This window comes from Streptomyces collinus (assembly GCF_031348265.1).
Classification (GTDB): Bacteria; Actinomycetota; Actinomycetes; order Streptomycetales; family Streptomycetaceae; genus Streptomyces; species Streptomyces collinus.
Window position 1 is genome coordinate 1,417,403 of the sequence record NZ_CP133771.1, and the last position, 13,271, is coordinate 1,430,673.

Below are 13,271 nucleotides of genomic sequence, written 5' to 3' on the forward strand. Positions count from 1 at the left end.
ACATGACCTCGATCGACCTGAACGCCGACCTCGGCGAGGGCTTCGGCCGCTGGCGGCTCACCGACGACGAACGGCTGCTGTCCGTCGTCACCAGCGCCAACGTGGCCTGCGGCTTCCACGCCGGGGACGCGGTCACCATGCGTCGGGTGTGCGAGCTGGCAGCCGAGCGCGCAGTCCGCATCGGCGCCCAGGTGTCCTACCGGGACCTGGCCGGGTTCGGGCGGCGCGCGATGGACGTGCCGCCCGCCGAGCTGGCAGCGGAAGTCGCCTACCAGATCGGCGCGTTGGAGGTCTTCGCGCGCGCGGCCGGTGCCCGCGTGGCCTACGTGAAGCCGCACGGTGCGCTCTACAACCGGGTCGTGCACGACGAGGAGCAGGCCGCCGCGGTCGTCGACGGCGTGCTCCTCGCGGACGCCGCCCTGCCCGTACTCGGGCTGCCCGGCTCACGCCTGCTGGAGCTGGCCGGGAAGGCCGGACTGCCGGTCGTCACCGAGGCGTTCGCGGACCGGGCGTACACCGACGCGGGCACCCTGGTGCCGCGCACGCTGGAGGGCGCCGTGGTCACCGACCCGGATGCCGTCGTGGAGCGGTCCCTGGGCCTGGCCCGTTCCGGGGAGGTCGTCTCCCGCTCGGGCACGCGCATCGAGGTACGCGCGCGTTCCCTGTGCCTGCACGGCGACACCCCGGGCGCTGTGGAGCTGGCGCGCCGGGTGCGGGAGCGGCTGGAGGCGTCGGGGGTCCGGGTGGAGGCCTTCGCATGAAGGTCCTGCCCGTCGGCGAGGACGCCCTGCTCGTCGAGGTCTCCTCGGGCGACGAGGCCCAGGCCCTGCACGCGGAGCTGCTGCGGCGCCGCGCGGAGGGAACGCTCTCGGTCCGCGAGATCGTGCCCGCGGCCCGCACGGTCCTCCTCGACGGCCTCGACGCCCCCGCCCGACTGGCCGCCGAACTGACCGCCGCCGAACTGCCGGCCGCTCCCCCACGCGCGCGTGACGTGGTGGAGATCCCGGTCCGCTACGACGGCCCGGACCTGGCCGAGGTCGCCGCGCACTGGGGCGTGCCGGTGCGGGAGGTCGCCCGTATCCACGGCGACACCGAGTTCCGGGTGGCCTTCTGCGGCTTCGCACCCGGCTTCGGCTACCTCACGGGGCTGCCGCCGCGCTACGACGTCCCGCGCCGGGCCACTCCGCGTACGGCCGTCCCGGCCGGGTCGGTCGCCCTGGCGGGCCCGTACACGGGCGTGTACCCGCGCTCCTCGCCGGGCGGCTGGCAGCTCATCGGCACCACGGACGCGGTGCTGTGGGACCACGCGCGCGTGCCGGCCGCGCTGCTGTCACCGGGCACGCCGGTGCGGTTCGTCCCCGAGGCGGGGTCATGACGGACCGCGCCCTCGCCGTCGTCCGGGCCGGGGCCCTCACCACCGTGCAGGACGCGGGCCGTCCCGGGCACGCCCACCTCGGCGTCCCCCGCTCCGGGGCGCTGGACCGGCCTGCGGCCGGCCTCGCCAACCGGCTCGTCGGCGATCCGCCGGAGACGGCCGTACTGGAGACGACCCTCGACGGCTGTGCCGTACGACCCCGTTCGACCGTCACCGTGGCGGTCACGGGCGCGCCCTGCCGGGTCACGGTGGACGGACGGCCCGTCGCCTGGGGCGCGCCGGTACGCGTCCCCGCCGGGGCGCTGCTGGACGTCGGTCCCGCCGTGTCGGGCGTACGCGCCTACGTGGGAGTCTCCGGGGGCATCGCGGTCGAGCCGGTGCTCGGCAGCCGGTCGACGGACCTGCTGTCGGGGCTCGGCCCGCCCCCGCTCGCGGACGGGACGGTGCTGCCCCTGGGCCGGCCGGCCGGCGTGCAGGCGCGCGTGGACGTCGCTCCGCAGCCGGCGCCACCGGCCGAGCTGGTGCTGCGGGTGACGCTCGGTCCGCGCGACGGCTGGTTCACGCCCGAGGCGGTACGGGCCTTCGTTTCCCGGCCCTACCGGGTGTCCTCCGCGAGCAACCGCATCGGACTGCGCACGGAGGGGCCCGCCCTGGAGCGGGCCCGGCCGGGTGAACTTCCCAGCGAGGGCATGGTGCTGGGCGCCGTGCAGGTCCCGCCGGACGGCAGGCCGGTGGTGTTCCTGGCCGACCACCCGACCACCGGGGGCTATCCGGTGATCGCCGTGGTCCACGCCGCCGACCTCCCGGCCGCGGCCCAGGCGGTCCCGGACACACCGGTCCGCTTCGTGACCGTGCGCCGCCGCTAGGCCCAGCGTCAACCTGCCCGGACAGCACACCTAAACCGCGTCCGCCCGCTCAGCCACCGACAGGGCGCCGAGCGCGGCGGACACCGCGGCCGAGGCCCGCAGGTCGAGCCCGGCGCTCGTGCCGCGGGCGCGGTGCCGGAGTTCGTCGGCGGCCAGGGCCAGGAGCTGGGGCAGCAGGTCGGTGCACCGGCGTGCCACCCAGCCGGTGCCGGCCGTGGCCAGCCACCACAGGCTCGCCGCCTTCGCCGGGGCGGGGAACTCGGGCTCTGGCGAGGGCGCGGGCCCCGTCGCGAGGCCGTGCTCCGCGAGCAGCGCATGGAAGCGCAGGGCGAGTTGCCGGTGCCCGCGCTCCCCGGGGTGCAGCCGGTCCGCGCTCCACAGGGCTCGGTCGGTGGTCCAGTCGCCCTCGCCCGCGTGCAGGTGCAGCGCCCCGTACCGCTCGGACAGGGCGTGCACCACGGTGTTCACGGCCCGTTGCCGCCGGGCCAGCGGGTTGGCGAGGGCCCCCGGCAGGCCGAGCATCCTGCCCGGGTCGGGCAGGCACGCGGTGAGCAGGAACGTCCCCTGCTCGGTGCAGGCCGCGTACACCTGGTCGAGCCGGGCTGCCACGGCCCGGATGTCGAACGTGCAGCGCAGGGTGTCGTTGACGCCGACGACCACGGACACGAGGTCGGGCCGCAGCTCCAGCGCGGTGGGCAGCTGCCGCTCCAGAACGTCCCGGGTCTGCGCACCGCTCACCGCGAGGTTGGTGAACGCGGCCGCCTCCGCGGAGAGCCCGTCGGCGAGCAGCGCAGCCCAGCCACGCCACGCCCCGTTCCCCGCGGGATCCCCCACGCCCTCGGTGAGCGAGTCCCCGAGCGCCACGAACCGCGGTTGCCCGCCGAACGACTTGGGCTCCTGGCACCGCCGGGACCCGCCGAACCGCCCGGGCTCCTCGGAGCGCGAGGACCCTCCGAACGACTCAGGCTCCTCGGCCCACGGGGACCCGCAGAAGCACCCGGGCTCCTCGGACCGCGAGGACCCTCCGAACGACTCAGGCTCCGCGCACCGCGAGAACCCGCCGAACGCCCCAGGCTCCCCGCACCACGAGGACCCTGCGAACCACCCGGTCCCCTCGGACCGCGGGGGTCTCATGCCACGCCCCCGGGCACGAACGGCCGAGCCGGGCGCACGGGGACAGCCGCGTCGTGCGCGGCGAGAAACGCGTCGACCGCCGCGTTCCACCCGAAGCACTCCGCACGCGCGCGTGCCGCTTCGCGCCGGTCCGCCTCCTGGCGTTCCAGCAGCAGGTCCACGGCGTCCGCGAACGCCTCCCCGTGGTCCGCCGCGACGGCGCCGGCGGCGCCGATCACCTCCGACAGTGCCGACGACGCGCTCGCGGCCACGGGCGTGCCGCAGGCCATGGCCTCCAGAGCGGCGAGCCCGAAGGTCTCGGCGGGCCCCGGGGCTAGTGCCACGTCGGCGGACGCCTGGAGTGCACCGAGCTGCCCCGGGTCGGAGACGTGCCCGAGGAAGGTGACCGGCAGGCCGCCCTCGCGCGCCCGCCGTTCGAGCCCGGCCCGCAGCGGACCGTCCCCGGCCACCACCAGCACGGCCCTGCGACCGCGCCGCCGCAGCGTCTGAAGGGCGTCCAGAGCCGTGCCGGGCCGCTTCTCCACGGAGAGCCGCGAGCACATCACGAGCAACGTCTCGTCCACGCGCGCGTGGCGCGCCCGTACCTCCGGCTCGCGCAGCGCCGGGTGACGCCGCACCAGATCGACGCCGAGCGGGGCTCGGACGACGTTGCGGGCCCCGATCCGCACGAACTCCCGCTCGGCGAACTCGGTGGTGCACACCACGCGCGCGTAGGTGTGCGCCGTACGGGTGTTGAGGGCGTCGGCGGCACGCCGGGCGGCCCCCTCGGGCACACCCCAGGTGCGCAGCACCCCGTCGGCCGTCTCGTGGGAGACCATCACGGCCGGGATCCGGGCGCGGCGCGCCCACTTGCCGGTCCACCGCAAGGTCGTCCGGTCGGACACCTCTAGCCGGTCCGGCGCGAGCTCCTCCAGGAGCCGGGCCACGCGCCGCTTGTCGGCGAGGACGCGGTATCCGCCGGTGCCGGGCAGCAGCGGCCCGGGCAGGGTGATCACCCGCCCCTGCTCGGTCTCTCGGTCGCTCAGGCACTCGCCGGGGATCACGAGGACGGGGTCGTGTCCCGCGTCCTTGTAGCCCTTGCCGAGTTCGCGCAGGGCGGTGCGCAGGCCGCCGGACGACGGGGCGACGAAGTTGGCGAGCCGGACGATCCGCAGCGACCGGGTGCTGCCGCCGGAGCGGGAGGCGCTCATGCCGCCACCGCCGTCCGGCGCCCGGCGAGGACCTTCGCGTAGTGCCCGATCAGCTGGTCCCCGACGGCCGCCCAGGTGCGGCCCTCGACCGTGGCGCGCCCGGCGGCGCCGAAGGCTGCCCGCAGCCCGGCGTCGGCGGCCAGGGACCGCACCGCGTCGCGGACGGCGCTCGCGTCGCGCGGGGGCACCAGCAGCCCCGTGCGTCCGTGGGCGACCAGGTCCAGCGGTCCGCCCGCGGCGGGCGCCACCACCGGCAGGCCGCTGGCCATGGCCTCCTGGACCGTCTGGCAGAACGTCTCGAAGGGGCCCGTGTGGGCGAAGACGTCGAACGAGGCGAAGACCCGGGCGAGGTCGTCACCGGTGCGCCGGCCGAGGAAGAGGGCACCCGGCAGCGCCTGCTCCAGACCGGGCCGGCTGGGGCCGTCGCCGACGATCACGACCCGGACGCCCTCCAGGCCACAGGCACCGGAGAGGAGTTCGACCTGCTTCTCGGGGGCGAGCCGGCCGACGTAGCCGACGATCAGCTCGCCGTTCGGGGCGAGTTCCCGCCGCAGGGCCTCGTCGCGCCGGTCGGGCCGGAAGCGCTCGGTGTCCACGCCACGCGGCCACAGCTCGACGCGCGGGACACCGTGGGTCTGCAAGTCGTGCAGGGCGGCGCTGGACGGGGCGAGGGTGAGGTCGCAGGCGCCGTGCACGGAGCGGATACGCCGCCAGGCGGCGGCCTCCCCTGCGCCCATGTAGGTACGGGCGTACCCGGCCAGGTCGGTCTGGTAGACGCCGACGGCGGGGATGCCGAGGCGCGCGGCGGCGGCCATGCCGCGCACACCGAGGACGAAGGGGCTGGCGAGGTGGACGACGTCGGGACGGTGCTCGATGAGGGTGGCGGCCAGGCGGCGGCTGGGGAGGGCGACGCGCACCTGGGGGTAGCCGGGGAGCGGGAGGGAGGGGACGTGGACGACGGGGCACGGCGCGGAGGCGTCGGGCTTGCTGCCGGGCGCGGGGGCCGGGGCGACGACGACGGGGGCGTGACCGCGATCGACGAGGTGCCGGGCGGTCTGGAGCGCGCAGTGGGCCACGCCGTTCACATCGGGGGGAAAGGATTCGGTCACGATGACGACACGCATACCGCTGTTGTCGCCGTGCCGGACGTGGCCGCGTCAACGTGGATCTTTCCGGCCGAGGAACGTCCTATGAGCGTTCTGAGGTGCACCCGCGCAGGTCAGGCGGCGTCCACGCCCTCCTGACCCGCGAGTCATCCCGTGTTCACCTCAAAGGCGCGATTCCGCCCCGGCATCCTGCCGGCAAGGGGGTCACACAGCGGTCTCCTCGGGCCCGATCCGGCTGCGTACGGCCGTCTGCACCTCGGCCTCCTCGGCCGGGTCGGCGGCGAGCCGTCGCAGTCGCTCGACGACGCGGGTGTCTCCGGTCTCGGCGTGCCGGGCGGCGATCTCCCGGGTGGTCTCCTCGCAGTCCCACAGGCATTCGACGGCGAAGCCGGTGGCGAAGGAGGGGTCGGTGGCGGCCAGGGCCCGGGCGGTGCGGCCGCGCAGATGGGAGGAGGCGGTCTCGCGGTAGACGTGGCGCAGTACCGGGGCGGCGCAGGCGATGCCGAGCCGTCCGGCGCCGTCCACGAGGGTCCACAGGGTCTGCGCGTCGGGGCCTTCGCCCCTCACGGCCTCACGTAGGGCGGCGAGTACCAGGTCGCGATCCTGCACCCCGCCCCGGCAGGCGAGGACGCGTCCGGCGGCGGCGCCCAGCGCGTCGGGGCGCGTGGACCAGCCGCGCGCCCGGTCCACGGCGGCCAGTGAGCGCATCCGCTCGAAGGCGTCGACGGCAGCGTCCACGACGAGCGTCGAGCCGGTGGCGACGGCGCCCTCGATGAGATCGAGGGCCTCGGGATCGTTGCCGTCGGCGAGGTACCTGAGGGCCGTGCACCGGGCCCCGTCGGAGCCGTCCTTCGCCGCCCGGACGATCTCGGCCCGGTCCTCGGGGCCCGCCACGGCGGTGAGACAGCGGGCGGCCGGCACATGGAGGGCGGCACCCCGCTCGATGCCCTGCTGGGCCCACTCGAAGACGGCCTGCACGCTCCACCCCGGGCGGGGGCCGGAGGGCCGCATCTGCCGCTGCCAGCGGTCGAAGGAGCCCGTCTCGTGGGCGGCACGCACGCGTGCGGCGACGGATTCGCGGGGATCCTCGGCCCACAGACGCCACGGGCGGGGCTCGAAGGCGTCCCGGACGGTGGCGGCCAGTTCGGCATCGCCCTCCGAATCGGCGGGGAACCGGGCGAGGACGGGTGCGGCGAGGGCACGCAGGCCCGCGTCGTCGTCCCTGAGGGCCAGCTCGTCCAGGGCCCAGGCCCAGTTGGATCCGTGGGAGGCGTACCTGCGCAGCAGTTCCAGCGCGTCCCGCCTGCCGTAGGAGGCGAGGTGCCCGAGGACGGCGAGGGCGAGCCCGGTACGGGACTCGTCGGTGTCGAGGACGTCCTCGGCGCAGAAGAGATGGGCCTCGACCTCGTCCAGCTCGCCGTTGAGGTCGAGGTAGAGGCGGGCGTAGTAGAGGGAGCGGTTCTCCACCTGCCAGTCGTGGCGGGGATCGCGCAGCACGCAGTGGTTCAACGCCGCCAGCGCCTCGGGGCGCGGGGCGGTGAGCGCGTGCAGCGTGCCGTCGCCGCGGCCCCGCTGAAGCAGGCCGAGCAGCGTACCGCTGGGCGCTATGACCGGATCGAACATGGGAAACAGCCTCACATCAAGCGTCGACGCAACCGGGGACGTGTACTACCTGGCCGCGCGACAACACGTCGGAGTGCCCGCCGTTTCCTGCTTGCTGTAGACCATCTTCCTCTGCCTCTCGTCGGTGGCCCTTGCGGACCGCGTCACGGCCCGCGCGGTGCGGCAACACCTGCCCAACCATCACGTCCGTGAACCACGTCGTCATGATGACTCGGCACTCTCGTCTGCCGCGACCGAAATTTCGGCGGCCCTGTACCGCCTCCCCCGTTTTCCGTGTCCTTGCTGGTCAGACCTGTCGGTTCAGTGCTCGCCGAACAGTTCGAGCAATTCCGTCCGGCCGAACATCCGGGCGGTGTCGACGGCCGAGGGCGTCCCGGCCGACGGATCGGCGCCGCCCTCCAGAAGGGCCTTGATCACGTCCGTCTCGCCCTTGAAGACCGCTCCGGCGAGCGGGGTCTGGCCTCGGTCGTTCACCCTGTCGGCCTCGGCGCCGCGCTCCAGCAGCGCACGCACCGCGTCGGAGTGGCCGTGGTAGGCGGCGAGCATCACGAGCGAGTCGCCGCGGTCGTTGGTGAGGTTGGCCGGAACACCCGCGTCGACGTATGCCACGAGCGCCTCGGTCTGTCCCCGCCGGGCCAGATCGAAGATCTTGGTCGCCAGCTCCACGACCTCGGGGTCGGGGACTTCGGTCATCGGCCGGACCGCCTCTCCACTGCTCATCGTCTCGGTGCGTACGCCTGCGAGGGGCGCAGCCGTACGAGTGAATCGCCAGGGTACTGGCTCGTGCGGCACATGACCCGATGTGCCCGAGGTAAAGATCAGTACAGACCCGGACATGCACAACCGCCCGGCTCCACCGGGCCCGGGAGCACTCCGCCACTCGGGGGAAAACGTCCGAATTTCACCCAGTTGCACCTTTTATCGTATGGATACATCCTGTGAGCCTGGAAGTACTCATGGTGACTGTCCCCGCGAACCAGGAGAACTCACATGATCCTCTCCATCTCAGGCGTGGTCCTGCTCGGCATCGTCGTCTTCATCTTCTTCCGCAAGGACGGGCTGAAGGCGTCGCATGCCGTGGTCGCCATGCTGTTCGGCTTCTACCTGGCGAGTACGGCCATCGCCCCGAGCATCAAGGCGGGCGGCGAGAGCCTGGCGAGCCTCCTCGGCGGTATCAAGTTCTGACGTCCCCGCTCCCCGTACGCATCCCGCCCGTACGCACTCACTGGAGGCAGTAGTGGCCCGGCGCCCCCTCCCCCGCATTCTGAGCAACGGCAGCGCGCAGCTCGCCCGGAGCCGGGAGCTGGCCCGGACGGCCGCCGACAGCGCCACCGACGTCCTCCACCCGCTGATCACGATCGCGCGGGGTCTGCGCCGGCTGGCAGCGGCCGGACGGCGCAGATGGACCGAGACGCCCAAGGAGCGAAGGGGGGCGCTGCTGTTCCTGGCGGCCTCCGTGGTCCTGGTCGTGGCGCTGGTGCCGTACGGACCCCTGCTCGCCGCCATCACCCTGATGTCGGCGGCGGCCTGGCAGGGCCGGGACCGCTCCCCCTCGGCGTCCGACGGGCCCGACGAGTCGCAGACCCAGCGGCTGAAGTCGCTGTACGAGGCGCTGGTGCCGTACTTCTCCGCCGCCGAGGACCCCGAGCCGCTCTACTCCCACGGCGGCGCCTGGGACAAGGCCTTCCCCACCTACGCCTTCGACGGCAGCGGCCGGATCTCGCAGCTGGTGGTCCGCTACCCGGCGTACTTCACCGACGGCGAGGCCGAGGCCCGCGCCCGGATCGAGCACCTCCTCGCGGCCAAGTCGGGCCGAGGCCGCGAATACCACTTCACGTGGGACGAGGAGGGCAACCAGTTGACGGTGGGCGTACTCCTGCCGCTGCCCGTCGACATCGCCGCCCAGCATTTCGTCACCACCTCCGGCGAAACGGTTCTCGGCTTCACCGACCCCACCCGGGTCCAGCGCACGCTCCCCGTCACCCACGGGGAACGGCAGCGGGACGTACCGCCGGTCGTCTGGCGCACGGGCCTGCGCTCCACCGAGCCGCACCTGCTGGCTCTCGGCCAGCCGGGCAGCGGCACCTCCACCCTGCTGCGGTCCATCGCCCTGCAGGCCCTGCTCCACGGCGACGTGGTGATCGTCGACGGCGGCGGCACCGGCGAGTACGCCTGTCTGACCGGCCGGGACGGCGTCCTGGCGGTCGAGGCGGGGCTCGCCGGGGTCACGGCCAGCCTGGAGTGGGCCGCGACGGAGACGGAGCGCCGCCTCATCGCCGCCAACCGGGCCCACCAGGCCGGCGACCCGCCGCCCGACGACACCAAGCGCCCGCTGTGGATCCTCCTCGACCGTCCGACGGCCTTCACCCACCTGGCCGCGGCGGACGGCCGCAAGGATCCGCAGTCCCTCCTCCAGGTCCCCCTCCGGCACGGCCGCCCGGCGAACGTTACGGTGGTCGTCGCCGACCAGCTGGACAGCATGGACGCCCTGATCGAGCCGGTGCGCCAGCACACCCGCGCCCGTGTGGTCCTGGGCCCGGCGACGGCGGAACAACTCGAGTCGGTCCTGGGCGCACCCCCGCACACCACCCCGATCGACGAGCTCCCGCCCGGCCGCGGCTACGCCCGCCTCGGCACGGGGCCGGTCCACCGCCTCCAGGTGCCGGCCACCCCGAACCCCTATGACGACGCGACGCCCGACGCCCTGTGCGAGGCGGTCCTCAGCCTGCTGCCGCCGCGCACGACCCCGGCGGACGGGGAGACGATCCCGGAGCAGGACCAGTCGGAAGACGTACCGGAGCCGGTTCCGACGGCGGAGGAACCGGAGCCGGAACCGGAGCCGGGAGCCCCGGAGACGCCGGAAGCAGCTCCGGCCGCGGTGCCCGTCCTGACCAAGGAGACATAGCCGAGGCTTCGAGCCCCAGCGGTCACACCCGTCCGGCCTCAGGCCACGAACGTACGCGGCGCCTCCGCGTTCCCCACCGCACCGCTCTCCACCAGCGCCGCTGCGGCGGCGAGCCGCACGGCGGCCTCCTCGGCCACCGCGCCGCCCACGGTGAACGGCAACCGCACATACCCCTCGAACGCCCCGTCCACCCCGAACCGCGGCCCGGACGGCACCCGCACGCCCACACGCTCCCCCGCCTCGGCGAGCCGTGACCCGGACAGACCGCCCGTACGCACCCACAGCGTCAATCCGCCCCGCGGCACCTCGAACTCCCACCCGGGCAGCTCCCGTCGCACCGCGGCCACCAGCTCGTCCCGATTCGACCGCGCCTGCTCCCGCCGCACCTCCACGGCCTGCTCCCAGCCCCCGGTCCCGAACAGCCAGTTCACTGCCAGCTGCTCCAGCACCGGCGTACCGAGATCGGCGTACGCCCGGGCGGCGACCAGGCTGCGGATCACGTCCGGCGCGGCCCGCACCCAGCCGATCCGCATCCCCGCCCAGAAGGCCTTGCTCGCCGACCCCACCGTGATCACCGTCGACCCGGCGGGATCGAACGCGCACACCGGCCGAGGCATCCGCACCTCGGCGTCGAGCCACAGCTCGCTCATCGTCTCGTCCGCGATCAGCACCGTCCCCGCGGACCGTGCCGCGTCCACCAGCCGCCGCCGCTGGTCCTCGTCGGCGAGCGCCCCGGTGGGGTTGTGGAAGTCGGCCACGACGTACGCGATGCGGGGCGCGGCGTCCCTCAGGACCTGCCGCCAGCGGTCCATGTCCCACCCGGTGAGCCCCTCGGCCATGGCCACGGGCACCAGCCGGGCCCCGGCCTCCCGCATCAGCTGGAGGATGTTGGCGTAGGAGGGCGACTCGACGGCGATGCGCTCACCCCGCCCCGCGAACAGATGGCAGATGGCGTCGATCGCGCCCATCGCCCCGGTCGTCACCATGATCTGCTCGGGCATGGTCGGAATCCCGCGGGCGGTGTACCGCTCGGCGATCATCGCCCGCAGCGCGGGCAGCCCAGCGGGGTAGTCGCCGTGGGTGTGCGCGTAGGGCGGCAGTTCCTCCAGCGCGCCCTGGACGGCCCGGGTGAGCCAGGGTTCGGGAGCGGGGAGGGCGGCGCAGCCGAGGTCGATCAGCGAGCCGAGTGCCTCCGGAGGCAGGGGCTCAAGCCCGCGCGCGGGCAGCGGATTCCCGGCCGGGACGGCGGTCCAGCTGCCTGCGCCACGCCGGGACTCCAGGAAGCCCTCGCTGCGCAGCGCCTCGTACGCGGCGGCGACCGTCGTGCGGCTGACGGACAGGGAGAGGGCGAGTTCCCGTTCGGCGGGCAGCCGGGCCGCCACCGGGACCCGCCCTTCGAGCACCAGCAGCCGGATGCCGTCGGCGAGGGCACGGTAGGCCGGCGGCCGGCGCGTGCCGGGGCCCGCCGGGCGGTCCTGCTGGGAGCTGAGGAGCCGGGCGAGCTGTGCCGCACCCACTGCCGAGGTCCACTCCGCCATCGAAATCAGTCCACCTTCCCCGAATTGGCCATGGATGGCCTCTCCATCCAAGCCACAGGGTGTCATGCAGCAGTCCACTACCGCCACACAGGGGGCGCATCATGTTTACGCGGGATCGGCTCACCCGGCGACTCGTCCAGCTCTACACCGGTCTCGCGCTGTACGGCGCGAGCTCGGCACTGCTCGTCCGGTCGGGGCTCGGCCTGGAGCCGTGGAACGTGCTGCACCAGGGGCTGGCCGAGCGGACCGGCCTGTCGATCGGCGTCGTCCTGACCCTCGTGGGCGCAGCGGTGCTGCTCGCGTGGATCCCGCTGCGCCAGCGGCCGGGCCTGGGCACGGTCTCCAACGTGCTGGTCATCGGCATGGCGATGGACGCGGCGCTGGCCCTGGTGCCCGACGCGCACGGCCTGGCGCCACGCATCACGCTGATGCTGGCGGGGATCGTCCTGAACGGCGCGGCGACCGGCCTGTACATCGCGGCCCGCTTCGGGCCGGGCCCGCGCGACGGCCTCATGACCGGACTGCACCAGCTCACCGGCGTCTCGATCAGGCTGGTGCGCACGGGCATCGAGCTCACGGTGGTGGCGACCGGCTTCGCCCTCGGCGGCACCGTCGGGATCGGCACCCTGCTGTACGCCCTGGCGATCGGCCCCCTCGCCCAGGCGTTCCTGCGCGTGTTCGCCGTCCCTGCGGCATCCGGCGTCAGTACGACCGTTGCCAGCGGTCAACCCCGAGGAGCGATACTGCGTCCGTGACCCCGCGGATACGCCACCCCTACCTCGACCATCCCGGCCCGATCGCCTTCGCCCACCGGGGCGGAGCCGCGGACGGCCTGGAGAACACCGTGCGGCAGTTCCGGTGCGCGGTCGAGGCCGGATACCGGTACATCGAGACGGACGTCCACACCACCCGGGACGGCAGGGTCGTCGCCTTCCACGACGCGACCCTGGACCGGGTGACGGACGGCGCGGGCCGGATCGCCGACCTGCCGTGGCAGGAGGTACGGCAGGCGCGCGTGGCGGGCGAGGAACCGCTCCCCCTCTTCGAGGAGCTCCTGGAGACCTTCCCGGGTGTGCGCTGGAACGTGGACGTCAAGGCGGAGGCAGCCCTGCTGCCCTTCCTCGACCTGGTCGGCCGGACGGACTCCTGGGACCGGATCTGCGTCGGCTCGTTCTCCGAGGCGCGGGTGGTCCGCGCCCAGCGGCTGGCCGGCCCCCGTCTGGCCACGTCGTACGGCACGCGCGGCGTACTCAACCTGCGACTGCGCTCCTGGGGGCTGCCGGCCGCGGTGCGCCGCTCGGCGGTGGCCGCCCAGGTCCCCGAGATCCAGTCCGGCATCCAGGTCGTGGACCGGCGCTTCCTGCTCGCGGCCCACGCGCGCGGGCTCCAGGTGCACGTGTGGACCGTCAACGATCCCGAGGGCATGCACCGGCTCCTCGACCTGGGCGTGGATGGCATCATGACCGATCACATCGACACGTTGCGCAAGGTCATGGAGGACCGCGGCGTCTGGGTCTGAGACCCCGGGCCCGTC

The 13,271-nt window shown here is 74.3% G+C and carries 13 protein-coding genes; 7 read left to right on the plus strand and 6 right to left on the minus strand.

The features are described 5' to 3' along the window. Positions 1–2 precede the first annotated feature (2 nt). The 3 genes from RFN52_RS06295 to RFN52_RS06305 are packed head-to-tail and all read left to right on the plus strand — an operon-like array spanning position 3 to position 2,241. On the plus strand, positions 3–761 hold the full coding sequence (locus RFN52_RS06295) for a LamB/YcsF family protein (protein ID WP_184843480.1): 759 nt from the start codon (positions 3–5) through the stop codon (positions 759–761). Beyond that, the gene (locus tag RFN52_RS06300) at positions 758–1,375 is read left to right on the plus strand and encodes a 5-oxoprolinase subunit B family protein (RefSeq protein WP_184843483.1); all 618 of its coding nucleotides are present in this window, start codon (positions 758–760) and stop codon (positions 1,373–1,375) included. The genes RFN52_RS06295 and RFN52_RS06300 overlap by 4 nt, the downstream gene beginning before the upstream one ends. Continuing rightward, positions 1,372–2,241 carry a 5-oxoprolinase subunit C family protein gene (locus RFN52_RS06305; RefSeq protein WP_184843486.1) on the plus strand — a complete coding sequence of 290 codons (870 nt, stop codon included), beginning with the start codon at positions 1,372–1,374 and terminating at the stop codon, positions 2,239–2,241. Before RFN52_RS06300 ends, RFN52_RS06305 begins: the two co-directional genes overlap by 4 nt. A 30-nt stretch (positions 2,242–2,271) precedes the next feature. Here RFN52_RS06305 and RFN52_RS06310 read toward each other — a convergent pair whose 3' ends face one another. From RFN52_RS06310 to RFN52_RS06330, 5 genes are all read right to left on the minus strand, one after another. Beyond that, positions 2,272–3,105: an SGNH/GDSL hydrolase family protein gene (locus tag RFN52_RS06310; RefSeq protein ID WP_184843489.1), complete on the minus strand. Its 834-nt coding sequence runs from the start codon at positions 3,103–3,105 to the stop codon at positions 2,272–2,274. Between the two features lie 266 nt (positions 3,106–3,371). Beyond that, entirely contained in the window at positions 3,372–4,565 is a 1,194-nt protein-coding gene (locus tag RFN52_RS06315) for a glycosyltransferase (protein ID WP_184843492.1), read from the minus strand. Further along, a complete protein-coding gene (locus RFN52_RS06320; protein WP_184843495.1) occupies positions 4,562–5,689 on the minus strand; it encodes a glycosyltransferase family 4 protein in 1,128 nt (375 codons plus the stop codon). The genes RFN52_RS06315 and RFN52_RS06320 overlap by 4 nt, the downstream gene beginning before the upstream one ends. 186 nt (positions 5,690–5,875) lie before the next feature. After that, positions 5,876–7,294 (minus strand): HEAT repeat domain-containing protein, encoded by a 1,419-nt coding sequence (locus tag RFN52_RS06325; RefSeq protein WP_184843498.1) that lies wholly within the window; start codon positions 7,292–7,294, stop codon positions 5,876–5,878. 300 nt (positions 7,295–7,594) lie between these two features. Then, positions 7,595–7,987 carry an ankyrin repeat domain-containing protein gene (locus RFN52_RS06330; protein WP_102913968.1) on the minus strand — a complete coding sequence of 131 codons (393 nt, stop codon included), beginning with the start codon at positions 7,985–7,987 and terminating at the stop codon, positions 7,595–7,597. A 297-nt stretch (positions 7,988–8,284) separates the two neighbouring features. On the opposite strand from RFN52_RS06330, the gene RFN52_RS06335 reads away from it, so the two are divergent. Both RFN52_RS06335 and RFN52_RS06340 read left to right on the plus strand, forming a co-directional pair. Then, the gene (locus RFN52_RS06335) at positions 8,285–8,479 is read left to right on the plus strand and encodes a hypothetical protein (RefSeq protein WP_030843336.1); all 195 of its coding nucleotides are present in this window, start codon (positions 8,285–8,287) and stop codon (positions 8,477–8,479) included. A 52-nt stretch (positions 8,480–8,531) separates the two neighbouring features. Further along, a complete protein-coding gene (locus RFN52_RS06340; protein ID WP_311240906.1) occupies positions 8,532–10,199 on the plus strand; it encodes a hypothetical protein in 1,668 nt (555 codons plus the stop codon). A 38-nt stretch (positions 10,200–10,237) separates the two neighbouring features. Here RFN52_RS06340 and RFN52_RS06345 read toward each other — a convergent pair whose 3' ends face one another. After that, positions 10,238–11,737 (minus strand): SCO1417 family PLP biosynthesis transcription factor, encoded by a 1,500-nt coding sequence (locus RFN52_RS06345; protein ID WP_184843501.1) that lies wholly within the window; start codon positions 11,735–11,737, stop codon positions 10,238–10,240. Positions 11,738–11,838: 101 nt separating this feature from the next. On the opposite strand from RFN52_RS06345, the gene yczE reads away from it, so the two are divergent. Together yczE and RFN52_RS06355 are read left to right on the plus strand one after the other, a co-directional pair. Continuing rightward, positions 11,839–12,492, plus strand: a complete 654-nt coding sequence (gene yczE, locus RFN52_RS06350; protein ID WP_184843504.1) for a membrane protein YczE — start codon at positions 11,839–11,841, stop codon at positions 12,490–12,492. Beyond that, a complete protein-coding gene (locus RFN52_RS06355; protein WP_184843507.1) occupies positions 12,489–13,256 on the plus strand; it encodes a glycerophosphodiester phosphodiesterase family protein in 768 nt (255 codons plus the stop codon). The genes yczE and RFN52_RS06355 overlap by 4 nt, the downstream gene beginning before the upstream one ends. Positions 13,257–13,271: the final 15 nt, after the last annotated feature.